Annotated in this window: 14 protein-coding genes and 4 pseudogenes; 11 read left to right on the forward strand and 7 right to left on the reverse strand. The window is 69.8% G+C overall.

Annotated features, from left to right (window positions below; translation table 11 throughout):
- Positions 1-102: 102 nt before the first annotated feature.
- The 4 genes from ACH4D3_RS09525 (at position 103) to ACH4D3_RS09540 (ending at position 9,303) form a co-directional block, all read left to right on the forward strand.
- Positions 103-1,743, forward strand: coding sequence for a PD-(D/E)XK nuclease family protein (locus tag ACH4D3_RS09525; protein ID WP_398318596.1), 1,641 nt, complete (start codon positions 103-105; stop codon positions 1,741-1,743).
- Entirely contained in the window at positions 1,740-2,915 is a 1,176-nt protein-coding gene (locus tag ACH4D3_RS09530; protein ID WP_398318599.1) for a hypothetical protein, read from the forward strand. Before ACH4D3_RS09525 ends, ACH4D3_RS09530 begins: the two co-directional genes overlap by 4 nt.
- Positions 2,908-6,348, forward strand: coding sequence for a signal recognition particle (locus tag ACH4D3_RS09535; protein WP_398318602.1), 3,441 nt, complete (start codon positions 2,908-2,910; stop codon positions 6,346-6,348). Before ACH4D3_RS09530 ends, ACH4D3_RS09535 begins: the two co-directional genes overlap by 8 nt.
- 84 nt (positions 6,349-6,432) lie before the next feature.
- On the forward strand, positions 6,433-9,303 hold the full coding sequence (locus ACH4D3_RS09540; RefSeq protein ID WP_398318605.1) for a pPIWI_RE module domain-containing protein: 2,871 nt from the start codon (positions 6,433-6,435) through the stop codon (positions 9,301-9,303).
- Positions 9,304-9,652: 349 nt separating this feature from the next.
- Here ACH4D3_RS09540 and ACH4D3_RS09545 read toward each other — a convergent pair whose 3' ends face one another.
- The 4 genes and pseudogenes from ACH4D3_RS09545 to ACH4D3_RS09560 all read right to left on the reverse strand — a co-directional run.
- Entirely contained in the window at positions 9,653-10,306 is a 654-nt protein-coding gene (locus ACH4D3_RS09545) for a 3-oxoacid CoA-transferase subunit B (RefSeq protein ID WP_398318608.1), read from the reverse strand.
- A 2-nt stretch (positions 10,307-10,308) separates the two neighbouring features.
- Positions 10,309-11,004 (reverse strand): annotated as a pseudogene (locus ACH4D3_RS09550) (CoA transferase subunit A); the annotation flags it as partial.
- Position 11,005: 1 nt separating this feature from the next.
- Positions 11,006-11,413, reverse strand: a pseudogene (locus ACH4D3_RS09555) (diguanylate phosphodiesterase); the annotation flags it as partial.
- A gap of 114 nt (positions 11,414-11,527) precedes the next feature.
- Positions 11,528-12,079 (reverse strand): annotated as a pseudogene (locus ACH4D3_RS09560) (MFS transporter); the annotation flags it as partial.
- Between ACH4D3_RS09560 and ACH4D3_RS09565 the strand changes: the two are divergent.
- From ACH4D3_RS09565 to ACH4D3_RS09580, 4 genes and pseudogenes are all read left to right on the forward strand, one after another.
- Positions 12,078-13,191 (forward strand): annotated as a pseudogene (locus ACH4D3_RS09565) (PHB depolymerase family esterase); the annotation flags it as partial. The pseudogenes ACH4D3_RS09560 and ACH4D3_RS09565 sit on opposite strands and share 2 nt — an antisense overlap.
- Before the next feature lie 466 nt (positions 13,192-13,657).
- The gene (locus ACH4D3_RS09570; RefSeq protein ID WP_398318611.1) at positions 13,658-13,846 is read left to right on the forward strand and encodes a hypothetical protein; all 189 of its coding nucleotides are present in this window, start codon (positions 13,658-13,660) and stop codon (positions 13,844-13,846) included.
- A 365-nt stretch (positions 13,847-14,211) separates the two neighbouring features.
- Positions 14,212-15,336 carry an N-6 DNA methylase gene (locus tag ACH4D3_RS09575; RefSeq protein ID WP_398318614.1) on the forward strand — a complete coding sequence of 375 codons (1,125 nt, stop codon included), beginning with the start codon at positions 14,212-14,214 and terminating at the stop codon, positions 15,334-15,336.
- Positions 15,333-16,610, forward strand: coding sequence for a hypothetical protein (locus ACH4D3_RS09580; protein ID WP_398318617.1), 1,278 nt, complete (start codon positions 15,333-15,335; stop codon positions 16,608-16,610). Before ACH4D3_RS09575 ends, ACH4D3_RS09580 begins: the two co-directional genes overlap by 4 nt.
- 38 nt (positions 16,611-16,648) lie before the next feature.
- On the opposite strand, the gene ACH4D3_RS09585 is transcribed toward ACH4D3_RS09580, so the two are convergent.
- Positions 16,649-17,698, reverse strand: coding sequence for an LLM class flavin-dependent oxidoreductase (locus ACH4D3_RS09585; RefSeq protein WP_398318620.1), 1,050 nt, complete (start codon positions 17,696-17,698; stop codon positions 16,649-16,651).
- A gap of 313 nt (positions 17,699-18,011) precedes the next feature.
- Here ACH4D3_RS09585 and ACH4D3_RS09590 point away from each other — a divergent pair, with 313 nt between their 5' ends.
- Together ACH4D3_RS09590 and ACH4D3_RS09595 are read left to right on the forward strand one after the other, a co-directional pair.
- A complete protein-coding gene (locus ACH4D3_RS09590) occupies positions 18,012-19,028 on the forward strand; it encodes a glycoside hydrolase family 11 protein (protein WP_398318623.1) in 1,017 nt (338 codons plus the stop codon).
- Positions 19,029-19,059: 31 nt separating this feature from the next.
- Positions 19,060-20,070, forward strand: a complete 1,011-nt coding sequence (locus ACH4D3_RS09595; protein WP_398318626.1) for a polysaccharide deacetylase family protein — start codon at positions 19,060-19,062, stop codon at positions 20,068-20,070.
- A gap of 63 nt (positions 20,071-20,133) precedes the next feature.
- Here ACH4D3_RS09595 and ACH4D3_RS09600 read toward each other — a convergent pair whose 3' ends face one another.
- Together ACH4D3_RS09600 and ACH4D3_RS09605 are read right to left on the reverse strand one after the other, a co-directional pair.
- Positions 20,134-20,472 (reverse strand): MazG-like family protein, encoded by a 339-nt coding sequence (locus ACH4D3_RS09600; protein WP_398318629.1) that lies wholly within the window; start codon positions 20,470-20,472, stop codon positions 20,134-20,136.
- A gap of 30 nt (positions 20,473-20,502) precedes the next feature.
- The gene (locus tag ACH4D3_RS09605; RefSeq protein WP_398318953.1) at positions 20,503-21,045 is read right to left on the reverse strand and encodes a DoxX family protein; all 543 of its coding nucleotides are present in this window, start codon (positions 21,043-21,045) and stop codon (positions 20,503-20,505) included.
- A gap of 186 nt (positions 21,046-21,231) precedes the next feature.
- Here ACH4D3_RS09605 and ACH4D3_RS09610 point away from each other — a divergent pair, with 186 nt between their 5' ends.
- Positions 21,232-21,558 carry a nuclear transport factor 2 family protein gene (locus ACH4D3_RS09610; RefSeq protein ID WP_398318632.1) on the forward strand — a complete coding sequence of 109 codons (327 nt, stop codon included), beginning with the start codon at positions 21,232-21,234 and terminating at the stop codon, positions 21,556-21,558.
- Positions 21,559-21,676: the final 118 nt, after the last annotated feature.

A 21,676-nucleotide genomic window follows, 5' to 3' on the forward strand; every position in this document is an offset into this window, starting at 1 on the left:
CCAATAACTTCCAAGGATTTCCAAAGTCTCTGCTACGGTCGAAAGAGACGGCGCACCCGGCTCGGCCGAGGGCGTCAGGTGTTCCAGGACGAGGGGGAGGCAATGAGCCGCAGCACCGCATGGCACCGGCCGGCCTGGCTGACCGGAGACGAGGGCCTCGTGCGCGTAGGGCCCGGCACAGGCGGGAGCGAGGAGCACACCTGCCCCTCGCACGCCGCAGCCAAGGCGCGGCCCGGTCTGCGGCCCGCCCGGCGTCTCGGGCTGCCGAAGCCGGAAGTCGAGACGTTCACCCTCGGGCCGGTCATGGACGCCGTCGACCAGGTCGAGTTCCACGGTGAGACGCCGGAGCAGGCTCTGACGGGACTCCGCTCGCGTACCCCGGCACTGCACCCCGGTCACCTGACGTACGTCGAGCACGCCGTCCGGTCGTACCTGGACGCGTGCGCCGACGACGCGGAGCACGAGCTGCGGCCGGTCCACCCGTACTGGGTGGCGCAACGCGAGAACGGCAAGTTCTGGGAGATGTACGCCTGGTGGCGCAGGTACGAGTCGGCCGACGGCCGGTTGCGCGAGTACCGGCGACTGCGGCACGGCGAGGCGAAGACGTCCGAGCCCGGCGAGATCGCCATCGCCGTGTACGTGGCCGTCAACGGACGCCGGGCGGCCTGGCCCCGGAAGTGGGCGCGTGCCTTCCAACCGGACGGGCCCGCCGCCCGGCCGGACCGGGTCCGCGTCGTTGAGGTCGGACTGGCCGACGGACGGCCGCGGGTGCAGTTCGACGGCACGGCCGACGAGGCCGAGGCGTACTACGCCGAACACGGGCACGCGTACGTGGCCCGTGTCGTGTCCGGTGGCAGGCCCACGCCCGGCTCCTCCTGCGTCGAGTGCAAGCAGTTCACGGGATGCGAGGCCATTCCCCGCAGGCCTGGCGTCCTTGGACTCTCCTCGCGGGCCGCGCCGTTGCGGAAGGTGTCCGTGAGCGACCTGCGTTACCACCGGGCTTGCCCCGCGCAGGGGTTCCTCCGGGCCCTGCACCTGCCCAAGTTCGACGAGTACGGCAGTGCCGCCAGGCTCGGTCAGGCCGTGCACGGCTGGATCGAGAAGCTGCACCGGCGGCCGGGATGGCCACCGTGCACGGTCGGTGACATGCCGCACGAGGGCGAGAACTGGACAGAGGGACGCTGGCGGGTCGGCGACGAGGATGCCGCCACCGGCAGGTACATGCTGCTGCACCACGTCGACGCCTGTCCCTTCCAGGACGCCGCCCTGGTTCAGCGGGTCGAGCCCGAAGCACTCAGGGTCGTCCACGACACCGCGGCGCAGGCGGTGGTCCTCGCCAAACCCGACCTGCTGTACCTGGAGGACGGCTCGTGGGTGTGGCGGGAGCTCAAGACGACGCGGAAGCGGCGTGGCCGCCACGAGGATCTTCTCGACACCTACCCCCAACTCGCCCTGGCGGTAACGCTTCTGGCGCACGGCGCGCTGGGCGGCGATCCGGGCGGTTCGCGCGTCGAGGTGGAGGTTCTCCGGCCGGACGGTTCAGACCCGCACGTGATCGACCCGGCGGACCCCGGCCGTCAGCGCAAGGCGCTCTCGGTTCTGCAGCGGTACGCCGGCCCGTGGCGGGAGGACGAGACGTGGGACGCCCGACCCGGACCGCATTGTCAGACCTGTCCGGTATCACGGTGGTGCCCGAGCAACCCGGCGAACGACGACGCCAGAGCGGAAGAGGGGGAGGCATGACCTTGACCCGCAGCACAGACGAACGGTCCGAGGAAGCCCGCGGGACGGACGAAGCGCTGCTCCGCCAGATCACCAGTGCCCTGGCGACTCTGTCCCGGCAGCGGAGCGTGTCCAACCCGGTCTACCCGGCCAAGGTGCAGAACGCGTACAACCGCCTCGTGCTGCACTGCCTGCGGCGCGGCACGGAGCCACCGGGCAGCGTGCCGCAGATGGTCCGCTGGGCATGCGAGCGCCCCCTGGAAGAGTGGCCGTTGGAGCTGCCGCGGGAGAACTTCCCGGGTGCTGCCCTGCTAGTCGACCCGGAGACGCGGCTGCCGTACCAACTGTGCATGGAGTGGGAGGTGAACGCGGCCGACCCGGCCGCCGAGCTCTTCGAGAACGAACGCATCCTCGAGGCACTCGCCGTGTGTCGTGCGGCCAAGGCGCCTCAGGCGTACACCGCGTTCCGGGCTCTGCTCACTTCCAGGCCCGTCCTGACCGGTGCCGAACTCGCACTGCTGGGCGGCGACCCCGACTGCGGGATGCTGCTGCACGACGTGATCAGACGCTGCTACGAGTCCGTGCCCGCCGCCTATCTGCGGCACGGCACCTACCGGCAGTGCGCTCGCTGCCGCTGTCTCATGGTGCCGCTGCTGCTCGGAGGGTACCGGTGCGAACTGGACCGGTGCCGCCGCGACGGCGTCCCGGACGACGGCACGCCGCTGCGTGCCGACAAGGGCGGGGTGTTCCAGCTCAGCCGTCCCTTGCGGATGTTCGTCACCAGCCCCGGGCTGGCGGAGACCGATCTGCAAGCCGCACTGGCGAAGAGGTTCGGGATCAGTGCCGAGATGTGGCCCAACTACGACGCGTACGACCTGCGCGTCCCGCTGCCGGGGAGACGGCACTGGGCGGTGGACGTCAAGGACCGGGTGAATCCCGTCCTCCTGGCGCGTTCCCTCACGCCGTTCAGGAACGAGCCACCCTACGACCGGGCTTTTCTCGTCGTGCCCCGGTACCGCTTCCGTGACAACGAAGCGTATGGACGGCAGTTCCGCCGCAATCTGCCGGAGGACCTGGTCGACCGGGTCATCCTGCTGGACGACCAGGCCTTCCTGAGGTTGGTCGCCGATGAGATCTCCGCCGCGCGTGACAAGACGGAGGACCTGCGTACCGAAGGAGGACGCCGTGCGTGACCGAAGGGGATGGCACCGGCGCTGTTCACCGCAGCAGCTCAACGAGGTGTGGCCGGAGCATCTCGGAAGCTTCCGCCCGGGCGACCTTCTCGACGTCGAACTTGGTCTGTATCTGCTGCAGGACGTGACACCCACCCGGACGGCCGCAGACGTCTGGCCACTGCTAGGCGGTTACCCGTACAGCGAGGTGTTCGGCGACGTCCGCACCGAGGAACAGCGACTGCGCGTGATGCGCGCCCGCCACTATCTGTGGGACATGCGGCGCCGCCACGCCTGGCGGGAAGCGCTGGCCGACTACCTGAAGGTCCCGCAGCACCTGCGCGGGTACGACCTCGACATGCCCACTGCCGTACCACGCCGTCGCGAGACGTCACGTGCCGGACGCCGTTTCGAGGTCTTCGAGGAACTGCTCAGCACCCCGCCACGGTTCGCGACACGGTCCATTCCGTTCGCCGAGGTGGGGGAGCACACCTTCCGGGTGCAGGACCGCACCCACTCCGTGGTGTTCGACGAGGAACTGCTGACGGAAACCCTGCCGCGGGCCCACGCCCTCGACGCACCACCGGCCGGTGACGGAGAGCCCATCGACGTCTCCTGGGAAGAGTTCGAGAAGGCCGCCGACGAGATGGATGCCATCGAGGCAGTGGTGCCGGATGGGCCGCGAAACGGCTGGGCCGGACGACTCCAGCGGGTGAAACTGCTCGTCCGTGACACAGAGCTCGGCCGTTTCACCCAACGGGGCCGACTGAAGATCAACCGGCTCCTGCATCTGGTGGGGATGGTGGGAGCCGGCAAGTCCACCCTCCGCGACATCCTGACCTACCACATCGTGTCCCGGTCAGCCCGCCGGGTGACCATCGTCGTCGGCGACGTCGCCGAGATGCTCGCCGTAGTTGACCAGTTCGACCGGCTCGGGGTGCGGGTGGCGCCGATCCTGGGGCACTCCACCCGAGAACGCAACATCAACCGGCTGCACCGACGCACCGCGACGGCGGGCGCCGCCACCATGCTCGGGCACGACCACCCGGGCTTCGCCCACCTGAGCAGCGCCTGCCCGGTCGACGTACTGCGCGGCCTGGAAGCTCGACGCCCGCTCGGCGTCCGCGAGGCACCGTGCAGCACGCTGTACACCGTCCCCGAGCGGGAGAGCACAGACGGCGACGCCTTCCTGGACGACGACAGCGGCAGCACGCGGCCCGGTGTCCGTGGCCCGAAGCCTCAGCGGAGACTGTGCCCGTTGTGGAACCGCTGCCCGCGTCACCGTGCGTCGCGTGACCTGGTCGATGCTCAGGTGTGGGTCGCCACCCCCGCCGGCCTCGTACACAGCTCCGTCCCGCTGCACCAGCACCAGGAGCAGATCCGCTACCTCGAACTCGCGTGCAGACTCAGCGACCTGGTCATCGTGGACGAGGCGGACCGGGTGCAGATGCAGCTCGACACGGCCTTCGCCCCGGCCAGCACCCTGGTGGGCAGAGCCCCCAATTCATGGTTCGACGAAGTAGCGGTTCACAAGTTCCAGCAGATGGCCCGGGACGGCCGGCTCCGGCTGTCCGCCCGCGACGTCGACGACTGGACCAACGCGGTCAACACGGTCAGCGCCGCCACCGACCGCCTCTTCGCCCTGCTCGTCAAGGACGACAAACTCAGGCGGTGGATCAGCGTCGACTACTTCAGCGCCTTCACCCTGCACAACCTGCTGCTGGACAGCTGGTTCCCGGGGCGGAAGGAAGGCGAGAGCCCGATCGCGGCGGCCCGGACGCTGGACGGCGCGCTAGGCCGGTTCCGCGACGATCCGCTGCACGAGCAGCTGAGCGAAGGCTCCGACGACGAAGTGACGCCCTTGGTGAACACCTTCGTCCACCTCACCCTGGAACTCCTGCACGCGCCCCAGGGAGCACGGACGCGAGAAAGGCTGCGTGACACACTTACCGGCATCGTCGGAGACGAGAGTACGGTGCTGGCGGACGCAGACCTCCAAGCCCGCCGTTTCGAGTTCACCCTTCTCCTCGCCGCCTTGCACAGCCGTCTCGACTTCATGACCACGCTGTGGCCCCGCGTCGAGGCGGCACTCAGTCTCGAGAGCACCTCGAACGTACTCTCCCGCAGGCCTCCGAAGGACTACGAGGCGGTCATCCCCGAGTCGCCCATGGGGAACGTGCTCGGCTTCCAGTTCCGTCACGATGATCGTGAGCGCGACGGCGACCGCAGCGGTGAGCTGCGCTTCTTCCACTGCAACGGTGTGGGCCGCGAGCTGCTCATGCGACTCGGCGACCTCTCGGCAGTGGACGGCCGACCGGGCCCGAACGTCCTGCTCATGTCCGCGACGAGCTGGGCGGGCACCTCGAGCAGGTACCACGTGCACGCCGAGGTCGGCGCGATCCTGCGCCCGCACGACGAGGAAGTCGAAGCCGTACTGGGCAGCGAGTTCCGCAAGGAGTTCCTGTACTGGCCCGGAAACGACCGGCCCAGACCACTGCGCCTGTCTGGATGCGACGCCGAAGAACGGCCGCAGGCTCTCCTCCACATGCTGGACCAGCTCGCGGTGCCGGACCGCAGCCTGCCCGACGCCGAGAGCATGCTGGACACGGAGCTGAAGGAGATCGACGATCCCGACCGTCGCCGCATCCTCCTGCTCGTCGGCAGTTACGACGAGGCACGACGAGCCGCCGAATACCTCAACCAGATCCCCGAGTGGAACGGCCGTGTCACCCGGCTGGTCTCCGACGACGCGGACTCCGACACGTCCTGGGTCCGATTGCCGGAGAACGCCGCCGCCCGGACACTGCCCCGGGGCGACGTGAAAGCCTTTCCCTCGGTGGGCGGGGACGTTCTCGTCGCTCCGCTCCTCGCCGTGGAGCGAGGACACAACATCGTCCTGCGTGGCGGCAAGGCGGCCATCGGCACGGTCTACTTCCTGGCTCGACCTCACCCGCGCCCCGACGACATCTCGCTCGCCATTCAGTCCATCAACGACTGGGCCGTGCGCCAGCTCCGAGACGCCGACGGCTCTTTCAGGCAGAGCGCGCTCGCCGCGAGCACCCCTGACCAAGCGGCGGTGGCGTTCCGCAGCCGCGCACGGCACCGGTGGAATCGCTTCCTCACGCGGCGCCTGGCCTGGTCGAGCCTGCGAGAAGAGGAGAAGGAGGCGTTCACCTGGGATCAGCTCGTCGTCATGTGGCAGGTCATCGGTCGCCTGGTGCGCGGCGGTGTGCCCGCCCGGGTGGTCTTCGTCGACGCGGCCTTCTCCCCCCGGGAAGCCGGGTTCCAGGATGCGGACACCCCCGACACCAGCCTGCTGGCGAGCATGCGCGAGGTGCTCGCCCCCTACTTCGGGGACGGGACGACGGCGGGCAGCGACCCCGCCCCTATTGACAAGTCCCTTGTCCGTGAGTTGTACGAACCGCTCTACCACGCCCTGGTCGACATGGGCTGACGGCGTCCGCCACAGCACGCACGTATCCGTGACGTGTCGGCGTCTCGTCACAGTCTTCGCGCCTTCCCAAGGAGAACCGGTCTCATGGCCCAGTACCAGTACAACCGCCCGGCCGCATACCTGCCCGACCCGGTACAGGGACCCTTCGTCGTCCCGATGCACGCGCTCTCCCTGCCCTCCCACTGGGAGGAACCACTACTGCGCCTCTACCACGGTGGAATGGCCAAGGAACAGGCTCAGCGACGGCGTCGCGTCCCCACGGCGGCGTTCAACCAGCTGTTGCGTGCCACCGCGCCGGACATCGTCGCGATCGACTCCACGGCACGGTTCGGCTCGGAGAACCCCTGGCTGTACTGCCAGGAGGCGTACCCGACGGCGGTGACGAACCTCTACCTCGCCGCCTGGCTCAGGAGCCTTCAGAGCGATACCGAGGATCCCGAGAGTGCGGCCTTGCTGACGGGCTGCTTCCGCGACCTGGACACCGCGGCTCTCGGCTGGCAGCCCGGTGCGGTCGACCTCCTCGAACAGAAGCTGTCGCCCGCCGGCACCGCTGTGCCCGCACCTCGCGTATACCGGTTGCTTCCCGATGTCCTCGCCGAACGGATCGCGCGCCAGGCACCGTACGAGCACCACGGGCGGCAGTTGTCGTTCCGGCAAGTCGCGGGTCGCACCGGTGCCCGGGGACAAGGCAGCGGGGGAGCCGAGCTGATGTCGGACCTGATCGAGTACGTACCCGCGCGGCGTGCCGGCGGCGGTGACGGCAAGCCGGCCTACTACGCGGCTACCCTCCGCATCACCGTGCGCACCGTACCCTTCTCACCCGTGCCCCGTGTTCACGTGGCCGCCGGGGTACGTCGGTTCGTCACCGGCAAGGTCTACATGCCCTACGGCAAGGGTGTGTCTGCGTACTTGCTCCCGGACGGTTCCCTCGTTCACGACGGTCCTCAGTCGCAGCGCTTCGCCGTCGCCATGCTGGAGTGGAAGAACGGCACTACGAACTGGCGCCAGGGCGGAGCGGAAGGCATGCTCGCCCGGATCAGCGCACTCGACGCACTGCCGTCCCCGGACCGCATGGTAAAGGAGGCCGACCACTGGATCCACGGTCGGGACGGCATCCAGATCGCGGTCGGGCACCAGGCGGCCATGGGCAGGCACGCGATCGGCACCGGTCTGATGCCCAGCGAGCGTCGACGACTGATCGAGTGGGCGGAGCAGGGGATCGCCCCCGAGTTCGTTCCCGTTCCGCGCCTCAAGCGCAGTGCGTACACGCGACCGCCGGGCAAGCAGCTCAAGAAGCTGCCGTCCGTCCCCAAGAACAAGGAGAAGAAGGATCCCGAGGAGCTGGCCGCCATCATGGAGGAGCGTGAGCTGAACGCGGCCCACAATGCCAAGGTCATGCGGGCACGACTGGCCGAGGCACTCGAAGGGGAGGATCTCACCGCAGTCGTGCTCCACCAGAACGACGTCATTCGCGATCAGATGATCAGGGCGGCCGAGTCCAGCCTGGGGCTGGCAGCGCACCGGCGTGCGCAGGGCCCCGACACCTGGGTGTGGGAGACGGAGGAGCTGACCGTCCGGCTGCATGCGCTGCCCCTGGGTGCTCTCGGCGCACCACTGGGAGGCGACAACGTGCCGCGTCGCGGTCAGGAACACGACAAGGCCATCGAGGAGCGTCGCACCGGTGTGGCGCGAGCCATGACAGCTCTGCGTGAAACGGTTCCCGGAGTGCGACTGGCCTTCGTGGAACTAGACGGCCGAGACGCCTTCCGCCACGCCAAGCGACGCGCCGACCCCAAGCACGCGATCCGCCTCGGTTGCGCCGACGCGGGACTGGTGACTCAGTTCATCCGTCCTCCGGACCCGGATGTCGACACGGAGGAGGCTCTCACCGATGCGCGTCTGCGGGCCGCCGCGGCATGGTCGGACGGCTTGCGCCAGACCGGTGTGCGGCTGGTGCCGCGGCACGCGCTCGGTGACGAGCTCATCCCCCCGAACCTGAGTCAGGTGGCCTTCCACCTCGTGGAACGTCGACTCGACGGCCCCACGGGCAAGCAGCAGTTCACGCCGATCGCGGTACTCATCCGGCCGGGCGCGAAATGTGTGCTGGGCAAGTCTGTCGACATGCACACCTGGGTGCCGTACCCCGAACTCCTCAAGTCGTTGACGGGACGGGTCGAAGGCAAGAGGAACAGCGGGGAGCAGTCGGCACTCACGGCGGCCTTCGTGAAGAAGACGCTCGCCCAGCTACGCAGTGCTCCGACGCTTGTCCTGGTGCATGCCCAGGATGTCCGGAAGCGCTGGTCGTGGCTGAAGAACGACGGTTTGGAACAGGACAGGCTCGGACTCGACGGCGGTCCCGTTCAGCGGGTCGGTCTGTACGGCAAGCAGCTTCGCATCGTCCGTGTTGCCGACGGCAGCCGGGACGAGACGGCACAGTGCTGGGCCGAAGGTGAGGAGCTGCATCCCGAACTGGAGGGCAAACAGAGCGGGGGTATCGCGATGGGGCTGTGGCGGCCGCAGGCGCAGGGCGACTCCGACCGGGTCTTCTACAGCACGATCGGCAAGTCGGGCACGCAGTCCAAGCTCACCAACGACGACGCCAAGCTGACGCCACACACCAATCCGTCGGGACGGAACGCCTACCGGCCGACGGCGAACGCCTGGAACCCGAACCTTCTCGAACTGACTGCGGCGTGCCTCCAGCCCGGTGACGACGCGGAGGCATGGGCGGTGTTCGTCCACCTGCAGCGCTTCAGCGAGGACTATCGCGCTGGTCGTGATGGCTTGGCTCTGCCCCTGATCCTGCACCTCGCACGCCTCGCCGACGACTACGCCCTGCCCCATGAATTGGACGACGCGCTCGATCCGACGGCAACTGCGCCAGTTGTCTTGCCGGATCGTGCTGTACCGGATCAACTTGCGTTCGCTTTCGAGGAGGAAGACGAGCAGGAGTGAGCCCTCCCGTCCCTTGGTCGGCGAGAGCGGTTGGGGCGATCGGTCGAACCACTCCCATCAGTCGCCGCGGCCAGGCCCAACACGCCGTCGCAGGCCACGAGTACAGAGGTGAAGAACACCATCGTCTTCGGGTTGGCCGCGCCGACCGCGAACCCCTCCTACAGCGTGCGGGCGCCCCGTATGTTTCCCACGAGCGCGGTCAGCGCGGCCCTGGGCCAGGGCCCGTCCGATCACGAAGAGCGTGCTGGGGACCGGGATCTCGATCGGCGGGAAGGACATCGAAGCGAAGGCGAGCAACCACTTGAAAGACACCACGCGCCGTCCGTCGAATACCGGCGTGGGCGTTCCCTCAGCCCGTCTTCGCGGAGGTGTCAGGAAGCAGCAGCTCCGTCCCCGACGCCTCGCGGACCTCGTCCACCGAGACGTCCGGCGCCGTCTCCACCAGGCGCAGGCCCTCGGGGGTGACGTCGAGGACGGCCAGGTCGGTGACGATGCGGTCGACGACCCGGCGGCCCGTGGCGGGCAGGGTCAGCTCTTCCACGATCTTGGGGGAGCCGTCCCTCGCCGTGTGCTCCATGACGACGATCAGGCGGCGGGCGCCGTGGACCAGGTCCATCGCGCCGCCCATGCCCTTGACCATCCGGCCGGGGATCATCCAGTTCGCCAGGTCGCCGCGGGCCGAGACCTGCATGGCGCCGAGGACGGACACGTCGATGCGGCCAGCGCGGATCATGCCGAAGGAGAACGCCGAGTCGAAGTAGGCGGTGCCGGGGACGGTGGTCACCGTCTCCTTGCCGGCCTTGATCAGGTCGGGGTGTTCCTCACCGGCGTACAGGTAGGGGACGACGCCCAGGATGCCGTTCTCCGAGTGCAGCACCACGTGCACCCCGTCGGGGAGGTGGTTGGGGATGAGCGTGGGCAGGCCGATGCCCAGGTTGACGTACTGGCCGTCGCGCAGTTCACGGGCCGCGCGGGCGGCGAGTCGGTCGCGGTCCAGCGGCATGGTCAGATCTCCTCGGCGACAGCGGTGGTGGCGGTGCGCGGGTCGCGGACCGTGCGGCGTTCGACGCGCTTGTCCAGGGACGGGTCGGCGGCGACCACCCGGTCCACGTACACGCCCGGCAGGTGGACGGCGTCCGGGGAGAGCTCGCCGGGCTCCACGATGCGCTCGGCCTCGACGACCGTGACGCGGCCCGCCGTCGCGCACAGCGGGTTGAAGTTGCGTGCCGCCGCGTGGAAGACGCAGTTGCCGTGCCGGTCCGCGACCGCCGCCCGTACCAGCGCGAAGTCGGCGGTGGTGGCCTCCTCCAGCAGATAGCGGCGCTCGCCGAACTCCTGGACTCTCTTGGGCGGTGAGGCCACCGCGACGCCGCCGTCGGCGGAGTAGCGCCAGGGCAGGCCGCCCTCCTCGACCTGGGTGCCGACCCCCGCCGGGGTGTAGAACGCCGGGATGCCCGCGCCGCCGGCCCGCAGCCGTTCGGCGAGGGTGCCTGCGGGGTCAGCTCCACCTCCAGCTCACCGGCGAGGTACCAGCGGGCGAGCTCCTTGTTCTCGCCCACGTAGGAGACGTCATCCGGGCGATCCGGCCCGCCGCAAGCAGCAGGCCCAGGCCCCAGTCGTCGACCCGCAGTTGTTGGACACCACCCGCAGCCCGCTCGCCCCGCCTTGAGCGAGGGCGCCGATCAGGGTCGAGGGGATGCCGCCGCAGATTCTGGGACAGCACCGACACGGAGCCGTCGGTGACCCGCATGAAGGTGTCGCCCGCCTCCTCGTCGGGGAGCGTCAGGTACGCCGTGTCGGTGCCGAGCAGCATCCTGGCGCGGCGCACGATGGGCCGCAGGACCGCGTCCAGGTCGCGCAGCGCCGCGAGGTCGCCCGCGGTGTCGAACAGGGCGGTGAGTTCCGCCTCCCGGCGCTGGTGCTGGCGCAGGGCGCTGTGCACGCGCAGCGCCCCCTGGGTGGCCTGCTCGATCTCCGCCAGGTCGTCGGCGCCGGCGCCGACGCGTCGCGCCTCGGTGGCGACGGCGCTGAAGTCCTCGGCGGGGGCGCCGGCGGCGAGGAGTTCGAGCAGACGGCGCAGGTGGGCGGCGACGGACGTGTTCTTGGGCATGGGCGGACCATTGTGTGGAAGACGGGAGGCCCCCGCAAGGGCGACAGCGTGAGAGTCATGGCAGGAGGGGGGCGGGAAACCCGTCCCCCTCCTGCCTGCCGCGCTCAGCGCCGGTCACCTGGAGGCGATCTTCTTCGGGTCGGCGGCCGCACGAGCCGTCGCCGCGGGTCCGGCCGGCTCGACGGCGGCCAGGTCCGTGCCGCAGGTCTCCCGGGCGGCGACCACCGCGATCACGGTGACCATGGCGGACAGCTCGACGTACACCGAGATTGGCGTGGAGGAGCCGTACGAGGCGAGGAGCGCCGTGGCGATCAGCGGAGCCGGGGTGCCGACCGCGACCGAGGAGAGCTGGGCGCCGATGGAGGCGCCGGTGTACCGCATTCGGGTGGCGAACAGCTCGGAGAAGAACGCGGCCTGCGGGGCGTACATCGCGCTGTGGAAGACCAGTCCGACGGCGACCGCCAGCACCAGCGCCGGGAAGGATCGGGTGTCCAGCAGGCCGAAGAGCGCCCAGGACCAGGCACCCACACCGAGCGCGCCCACCAGGTAGACCCGCTTGCGGCCGACCCGGTCGGAGAGTGCCCCGAACAGCGGGATCAGGCAGAACTGCACGGCCGAGCCGATCAGTACCGCGTTCAGCGCCGGCTGCTTCTCGATGTCCAGGTGGTTCGACCCCGCCGAGGACACCCGCGGCAGGGGCGAGGCCGCCTCGGTCGTGCAGATGGTCGAGCACGCGGCGGCGCAGTACGGCACCGACCGCGACCCCGTCTTCGTCGCCGGCCTGTCCGCGGGCGGCGGCATGACGTCCAACCTGCTCGCGGCCTACCCCGACGTGTTCGCGGGCGGTGCGGTGAACTCTGGCCTGCCCGCGCAGTGCGCGACGAGCCTGGCCGCCGCCTCGGGCTGCCAGTACAGCGACCAGCGCCTCACCCCGGAGCAGTGGGGGCGACAAGGTCCGCGGCTCCTACCCGGGTACACCGGCCCGTGGCCCCGGGTCGCGATCTGGCAGGGCACCGCCGACCGGACCGTCGCCCCCGTCAACGGCACCGAGCTGCGCGACCAGTGGACCGACGTCCGGGGCATCGGCCAGACCGCCTCCGGCACGCGGACCCTGCCCGCGGCACCACGGAGACCACCTACGACGACTCCACCGGCCGCCCCGCCGTGGCCCTCTTCTCGGTCGTCGGCATGGCGCAAGGCCTCGTGGTGAGCCCCGGCTCGGGCGCCGACCAGTGCGGGAGCACCGGCGCGTACTACCTCGCCTCCATCTGCTCCAGCTACTACACCGGCAAGTTCTGGGGCCTGGACGGCGCCCCCGACGACGGTGAAGGCGGCGCACCCTGCCGGCCCCGGCCGGACTCACGGTCACCGGCACGACCGACACGGGCGCGGCACTGTCCTGGGGCGCGGTGAGCGGCGCCGCCTCGTACGCCGTCTACCGCGACGGCACCCAGGTCGGCTCCCCGACGGGCACGTCCTTCTCCGACACCGGCCTGAGCGCGGGCACCGCCTACCGCTACACGGTCGCCGCGATCGTGGCGTCCGGTGCCGAGGGAGCGTGCTCGGGGGCGGTCACGGCGACGACCACGGGCGCCGTACCCAAGTGCTACACGGCGACCAACTACCACCACGTCACCGCGGGCCGCGCCCACCACAGCGGCGGCTACACCTACGCGAACGGCTCCGGCCAGAACATGGGCCTGTACAACGTCGCCATCACCCACACCCTGAAGGAGACGTCCCCCGGGTACTTCGTACTCGCGGACGGGGGGTGCTGACCGGCCGCACCGGGACGGTTCGATACCGCGGCCCAGCTGTCGTGCTCGGGCTGGGGAAGGGCGCTCCGAACGTCTTGGACCGCAGGCAGGTCCTGCTGTTCGAACCGTCTGCGATCCGTCGGCCGACAACCAGACCTGCCGCGGGCCCTTTGGCATCGGCTCGACGGAAGGGCCGAAGGGATGCCGGGGTTCCGGGGGGAGCGGTGACCGGCTCCACCCAGCCGCGTGACCAGAGCAGGAGATCACGACGGGTCGATGCGACGGGCCGGACCGATGGGCGTTACGGGTGGCGCATTCAAATTTTCCAAGCTTGAATTCACATCCAACCTCCCGCTTCCGATTGGACTGCTGTTGCTGCCAAACCGACTGCTGTCATAGAGTATGCGGTGTAGCGGCGATGTGGGCACCCTTGTGGTCCGCCAGTTTGTTGCGCTTTGTCGGCTTGTATGGGGATGGGAGTACGCACATGGGTGGGAAGCGCGGTACGACGGTGGCGCTCGCGGTGGCGGCGGCGATGGTACTGGGGCTGCTGGTCGCCTTCTGGCGCTTGGCACGTACGGAGAACGTGGACCTGGCCGTCATGGCCGGTGGGGCGGCGTTCGTGGCGGCATTCGGAATGGCCTTCGCCGTCCTGACCTACGTGCGGGGGGGATGAAGTTCCGCCAGGCATGATGGGAGACCCGGGCCCGCAGCCCGGCGCTACGAGGTACGTGGATGGGAGCCAGGGTGGAGAGAGCGTCCGAGGGACAGTCGATTCGGCGCGTGCTGGATGCCCTGAGCGAGGTGCTGGCACCCCAGGACGCACTCCTCACCGTGATGGCCCTGGTTCTTCTCCGGTGTGAGGCGGACAGGGCCGACGAGTGGGGCGACGGCACGCAGGCCCGCGCGGAATGGGGGACCCTCCGGAACGGAGGGCGCTGGCGAGAGGGAGGACACGGACTTGCCGAGGCCCTTCATCGTGGGCTCAGGGACCGGGAGAAGGACTTCCCTGTGCGCCTGACGCTGCCGAACCTGGGAAGCGTGCGAGACCGTGAAGCGGAGCTTCTCATCGACTGGGTGGCGAGAGCCGAAGACCCGAAGGATCTCTTCGACGCCTGCCTGGACCAGGCGTCAACCCAGGGCAAGGGCGGCTACTACTACACCCCGTCGGACGTCACTCACCTCTTCATCAGCCTGATGGAACCGGCGGAGGACGAGGCGGTCTACGATCCCGTCTGCGGCTCCGGCGGGTTTCTCCTGAGGGCTCGCGAGTATGTCGAGGCCCATGGCGGCCGACCCGAGGAGCTGGCTCTGTACGGCCAGGACGTGAGCCGAACCGCGCTGATGGCCGCCGCCTTGAATCTCTCCGTGCACAACACTGACGCCCGGCTGGCCGGTCCCGCGTCCACGCTGGCCGACGACCGATTCGCCGATCTCCAATTCGACGTGGTGGTGGCCAACCCTCCCTTCAACCAATCGGGGTGGGACGAACACGGCTTCCTCCGCGAGGGCCCGTTCTGGCCGTACGGGCTCCCGCCCGCGGGAAATGCGAACTTCGCCTGGGCCCAGCACGTGGTGCGGAAGATGTCGCCGACCGGACGGGGCGCGCTCCTCCTGCCCACAGGAGCTGCCTCCACCACCAAGGGCGCGGAGAGTCAGATCCGCGCTGCTCTCGTCGACAAGGACGTCCTGACCGGTGTCGTGGAGCTGCCCGCCGGTCTGATTCCCCATGTGCGCAATCCGGTGAGTCTTTGGCTTTTCAGCAAGACCAAGAAGCCGTATCGCAAGTGGGGGCACAACGACCGGTCGGGGCAGTTCCTCGTGATCGACGCGCGTGACAGCGCCGCGAACGTGAAGCGCGGACGGCGAGCCGTCCCCGATGAAGCGAGGGAGCGCATCGCCGCCACCTTCGCCGCCTGGCGCGGAGCACCCGGCCACGGGCCGTACGAGGACGTACCGGGCTGGTGCAGATCGCTGTCCCGCGACGAGGTCGCGGAAACGAAGTACGACGTACTGCCCTCGCACCACGTTGCGCCCCCTCTCGCCCCATCCGTCCTTCCCGACGCCCCCGAGCGTGCCGCCGACCTGACCGACGAACTGCTCGGTCTGTTCGAGACGTCGCGTCGGCTCGAGGACGAACTGCGTGACCTGCTGGGGGAGCTGTGACGGGGGAGGACCTGGAAGGCCGACTGCGGAGCCTGCCCGGTGGCTGGGACGTGGGACGGCTGGGCGATCTGCCGACCGCACAGGTCATCGGGTACGGCGTCACCCGCCCCGGGGCACACACCGCGGCCGGTGTGCCGATGATCCGCGCGGCCGACATCCAAGACGGACGACTGCGCGGCGACGAACCCAGGCGGATCGACCCCAGGGTCCATGAAGCGAACAGGCGCAGTCGGCTGGAGATCGGCGACGTCGTCGTGATCCTGGTGGGACGCGTGGGTGAAGCGGCGGTTGTGCAAGCGGAGTTCCAGCACTGGAACGCGTCGCGGACCGTCGCCGTCATCCGCACGAGCGAACCCGACGAGGCGGCCTGGCTGAATCTGTGGCTCGGATCGCCGGCGGTGCGCGCGTGGTGCGAGCGCCAGGCCACCGGCTCGACCCTGCAACGCACGCTCAGCGTGACGGCGCTGCGAAAGCTCCCCGTACCGATCCCCCCGGCCGGACTCAGGGCGCATCTGCTCCGAGCGATGCGGCTTCTGGAGGAGAAAGCAGCGACGAACGCACGTATCACCGAGTGCGCCATGAAGCTGAGCGAAGCACAATTCGTGCGCGAGGCGAGCGACGGGATGCCCTGGCCCGAACGGCCCCTTGCCGGCCTCGCCCACCTCACCGCCGGAAAGCCACCACCGAAGCCGGACGACGAAGGTGCGCCGTCTGAGCCTGGTACGGCCTTCGTCACACCCGCGGACATCCTGCAGAGCAAGTCACCCCACCTGTACGTCACGGAGCGACGACTGCCCTCGGGCAAAGAGGGCCGCGTGTGCGCTCCGGGCTCCCTCCTCGTCGCATCGAGGGAAGACGGTGTGCGGGCTGTGATGAACCACGTGCCCGCCGCCGTCGGTCGCAACGTGCTCGCGCTGGAACCGGAGTCGGTGTCCGACGCGTACTGGTTGCTGCACGAGGTCTGCTCGCGCGGTGCCGAACTGGTCGCGACCACGCAAGGATCCGCCGGCCGCGAACTCAGCCGGAAGGCATTCGCCGAGATCTCGGTCAGATGGCCTTCACGAGAGGTGCGCGAGCAGTTCGCGCGCCTTGCCGGACGTCTTCATGAACGGGCGCGCCTCGCGGAGAACGAGAGCGTAAGGCTGCGCGAGCTGCGGGGTCGGTTGTTGGACGGCTTCCTGTCCGGGACCTTCCCGAAGGGACCGCTCCTTGACCATCAGGGAGCGCAACCGGCGGGTGGGCCCGCACTGTCAGGCCCGCAGGGCATCAGCTGAGCCGAGAGCGTGGCAGTCCTGGATTCCGGCCCGCTATTTTACCCGAACCCCGGCATCACACGCTCCGCGATCAGCCGCAGCTGGGTGTTCACGTCGGCCGCCCCCGCGAGGTCGCGTCCCGTGAAGGCCCGCACCAGGGCGCGGTCGGTGATCGCGCAGATCATGTGGTTGACGCCGCTGGGCGCGATGTCCCGTTCGATCTTCTCCCGGCACTCCTCCGGCGTGCCCGCGACCGAGAGGCGCTCGGCCACCTCCGGGGTGGTCAGTTCGATGCCGCGGGCCAGGTCGCCGGCGCCGATCGCGTCGATGACCGGCTTCAGTTCCGCCGGGTCGACGCCGTTGCGGCGCAGTTGCTCCTCGGGCATCGAGGAGGCGTAGATGCCGACCATGCTGCGCGCCGCCTCCTTGGCGGCCGCCGAGTCGGGGCCCGTGGCGAAGACCACCCAGGCCCCGATGTCCAGCGAGCGCCAGTCCTTGCCGGCCCGCTCCGCGCCCGCCCTGATGTGCCGCACCGCGTAGTCGTAGGCCTCGCGGGTGTAGCTCAGGGCGTGGTGGCAGCCGTCCGACAACTCCCCGGCCGCCTCGAAGGACTTCGGTCCGCGCATCGCGCCGAGCTTCAGCGGCAGGCGGTCCTGGACGGGCCGGGCGAACGTGAACAGGCCGTCGTAGGAGAAGAACTCGCCCTCGTGCGTGATGGCGCCCTCGTCGAGGAACGTGCGCATCACGTGCAGGGCTTCCTTGACCCGGGACAGCGGCCTGGTGCGGGCCCAGTCGATGCGGTACTGGGCCAGCAGGCCGAAGTTGCCGCTGGACAGGACGCCCTCGGCCCGGCCGCCCGAGAGCTCGTCGAGCGTGGCGAGGGCCTGGGCGATCAGGGTCGGCTCGCGCAGCGTCACCGGGGAGACGCTGGGGCCCAGGCGGATGCGGTTCGTGCGGCCGGCCGCCGCGGCGAAGAGGAGCCAGAGGTCCTTGTGCCAGGTCTCGTCGGCGGCGTAGCAGGCGTGGAAGCCGAGTTCGTCGGCGAGCCGGATCGACTCCAGGGACTCGGCCAGGGGGTAGTCGGGGAGCATCGCGTAGCTGAACCTCACGAGCGCCAACCTCCGTTGTGGGGAACGGTGCTCTGCCGCTACCGAGGATGTGAGTCCGTGCTGCCGCTGTCCAGAGGCCGGGGCTTCGAAATTTTCGGAAGTCTGATCCATTCTTTCCGGCGGGCATGGTGAGTGGAATTTGAGTGCCGCGTGTCGCCGCGGATGTGATGGTGGGTGAGCTGCAACTTCCCTTGTCGGAAGGCATCCTCTGGAACGTCGAAGGTTTCGAAACTTCTACCGAAACTGTTGACGCTTGATGGGTGCAGGTCAACACTGTCGCCGTTGTCCGAACCCGCAGGAGAGGAACCCCCCCATGAACCTGCTCGTCCAGCCGAGACGCCGCAGACGTGGTCCCGTCACGTTTCTCATCAGGAGCGCGTGGGCCGTCGCGCTGGCGGCGCTCGCCGCGCTGATGCTGCCGGGCACCGCCCAGGCCGACACGGTCGTCACGACCAACCAGGAGGGCACCAACAACGGCTACTACTACTCGTTCTGGACCGACAGCCAGGGCACCGTCTCCATGAACATGGGCTCCGGCGGCCAGTACAGCACCTCGTGGCGCAACACCGGCAACTTCGTCGCGGGCAAGGGCTGGAGCAACGGCGGGCGCAGGACCGTGCAGTACTCGGGCAGCTTCAACCCGTCCGGCAACGCGTACCTGGCGCTCTACGGGTGGACGTCGAACCCGCTCGTCGAGTACTACATCGTCGACAACTGGGGCACCTACCGGCCGACGGGCGAGTACAAGGGCACCGTCACCAGCGACGGCGGCACCTACGACATCTACAAGACGACCCGCGTCAACAAGCCCTCCGTCGAGGGCACCCGCACCTTCGACCAGTACTGGAGCGTCAGGCAGTCGAAGCGGACCGGCGGCACCATCACCACCGGCAACCACTTCGACGCGTGGGCACGGGCCGGAATGCCGCTCGGCAACTTCAGCTACTACATGATCATGGCCACCGAGGGCTACCAGAGCAGCGGCAGCTCCAACATCAACGTCGGAGGGACCGGCGGCGGTGACGACGGCGGCGGCGACGACGGAGGCGGCGACAACGGGGGCGGCGGGTGCACCGCCACGCTGTCCGCCGGGCAGAAGTGGGGCGACCGGTACAACCTCAACGTCTCCGTCAGCGGTGCCAGCGACTGGACGGTGACGATGAACGTGCCGTCCCCGGCGAAGGTCATGTCGACCTGGAACATCAACGCGACCTATCCCAGCGCGCAGACGCTGACCGCCAGATCGAACGGCAGCGGCAACAACTGGGGTGCCACCATCCAGGCCAACGGCAACTGGACCTGGCCCAGCGTGTCCTGCAGCGCGGGCTGACCCACCACAGCGGAGAGGAGGAACCACGCGTATGCGCACCAGACCACGTCCCTCGTCGCGTCCCCTGCACAGCCTGGTCACCGGCGTCGCCGTCACCGCGCTCGCCGCCGCGGGCACGGTGGCGGCCGGCGCCGCCCCGTCCCAGGCCGCGGCCTGCAACGGCTACGTCGGGCTCACCTTCGACGACGGCCCCTCCGGCACCACCCAGTCCCTGCTCAACGCGCTCAGGCAGAACGGGCTGCGGGCCACCATGTTCAACCAGGGGCAGTACGCCGCCCAGAATCCCTCGCTCGTCCGGGCCCAGGTCGACGCCGGGATGTGGGTCGCCAACCACAGCTACACCCACCCGCACATGACCCAGCTCAGCCAGGCCCAGATGGACTCGGAGATCTCCCGGACCCAGCAGGCCGTCGCGGGCGCCGGCGGCGGTACGCCCAAGCTGTTCCGGCCGCCGTACGGCGAGACCAACGCCACGCTCCGGTCGGTCGAGGCCAAGTACGGGCTGACCGAGGTGATCTGGGACGTCGACTCCCAGGACTGGAACAACGCCAGTACCGACGCGATCGTGCAGGCCGTCTCACGGCTCGGCAACGGCCAGGTCATCCTCATGCACGACTGGCCCGCCAACACGCTCGCGGCCATCCCGCGCATCGCCCAGACCCTGGCGGGCAAGGGCCTGTGCTCCGGCATGATCTCGCCGCAGACCGGCCGTGCGGTCGCTCCCGACGGCAGCGGCGGAGGAGGAGACGGCGGGGGAGGAGACGGCGGGGGCGGGGGTGCCTGTACCGCGACGCTGTCCGCCGGGCAGCGGTGGGGTGACCGGTACAACCTCAACGTCTCCGTCAGCGGGGCCGACGACTGGACGGTGACGATGAACGTGCCGTCCCCGACGAAGGTCATGTCGACCTGGAACATCAACGCGAGCTATCCCAGCGCGCAGACGCTGACCGCCAAGTCGAACGGCAGCGGCAACAACTGGGGTGCCACCATCCAGGCCAACGGCAACTGGACCTGGCCCAGCGTGTCCTGCAGCGCGGGCTGACCGAGCCGGGCCCCCGGTCCGTGCCCGTGAGCACAGCCCACGGGTACGGACCTCTCCGGTCACTCACTCACCCAGCGACCGACCCGCGACCCGCGCCAGATGCCGCCCGAACACCTCGCGCGCCTCGGGCGTCAGCGTCCGCAGGGCCACCATCGCCGTGATCACGACGTCGCACAGCTCCGCCTGCACGTCGTCCCAGGTGTGCGTGACGCCCTTCCTCGGGTTCTGGCCGGTCGCGCCGATCACCGCCTCGGCGACCTCGCCGACCTCCTCCGACAGCTTCAGGATGCGCAGCAGCAGGCCCTCCCTGCCGCCGACGGGCTGGTCCGCCTCCAGCCACTTCCACAGGTCGTCGACCGTGCTCCAGGGGTCGGTCGGCGGGCGGTCCGGGTCGTCGCTCATGTGGAGCAGCGTGCCACGTTCCAGCGGGCGTCAGTCGAACAGCGTCTCCTGGCGCCCCTCGGCCGCCCTGCGCAGCCGCCGGTTCCGCGCCCCCACGACCACCGTCGTGGCCGCCGCCGTCACCGCGAAGGCGGCCGGGACCATCCAGTTCCGGTTGACCGCGTGACCGAGGGCGTGGTCGAGGGAGAGCCGGCCGGGGCCCGAGACCGCGAGCCCGGCCGCCGTCAGGCCGAGGGAGACGGCGTACTCGTAGCCGCCCGACTGGGCGAAGAAGCCGTTCGGGGCGTGCACCGCCGCGGCGCCCGCCATCGAGCCGGCCGCGGCCGCACCCGCCGCGGGGGTGGCCAGTCCCAGCGCCAGCAGGGTTCCGCCGCCCGCCTCGGCGAGACCCGCCGCGGCGGCGCTGGCCCGGCCCGGCGCGTAGCCCATGGCCGCCATGGCCCGACCGGTCTCCCCGAGGCCGCCGCCGCCGAACCAGCCGAGCAGCTTCTGCGTGCCGTGCGCGGCCAGGACCCCGCCGGTCCCCAGGCGGAGCAGCAGCAGTCCGAGATCCCGCCGGTCACAGCAGTTCACGTCGACTCCCTCGCGTCCCTCGCGGACGGTGACGGCTCGTCCGTCCACCGTCCACCGTCCACCGTCGCCCGTCCGCGGCGTCCGGGCCCGTCGCCGGGCGCCGTTCGGGTGGTGGCGGGCGACGGCGGGTGAGGGCGGGCGGTACGCCCGGTGGCGGGGGCGCGGAGCCGGTGTGACGCTGCCGCCATGACGATTCAGACCACGCGACTCAGCGACCCGGCCGTCCGCGCCTTCGTCGCCGCCGTCAACGCCCACGACCGCGAGGCCTTCCGCGCGCTGCTCGCGCCGGACGCCACCATGGCCGACGACGGGGACGACCGGAACCTCGACCAGTGGATCGACCAGGAGATCTTCTCCTCCAACGGCCACATGGAGGTCGACAACGAGTCGAACGGCGGTCGCGCCCTGATCGCCCGCTACCGCAACGACACCTGGGGCGAGATGCGCACCCGGTGGGACTTCACCGTCGACGACGACGGCCGGATCGCCCGCTTCGAGACCGGGCAGGCGTAGCCGGGAAACGGTGCGGCAGCCGTTCCGCCCACCGGTGCGACCGGTGTGACTGAACGGCTGCCGCCTCCCCCCTCGGTATGGCATGTGGTGCGTTGTGGATGCCCAACGCCTCATATGT

The organism is Streptomyces sp. NPDC018026 (assembly GCF_044327745.1).
Taxonomy (GTDB): domain Bacteria; phylum Actinomycetota; class Actinomycetes; order Streptomycetales; family Streptomycetaceae; genus Streptomyces; species Streptomyces rubrogriseus.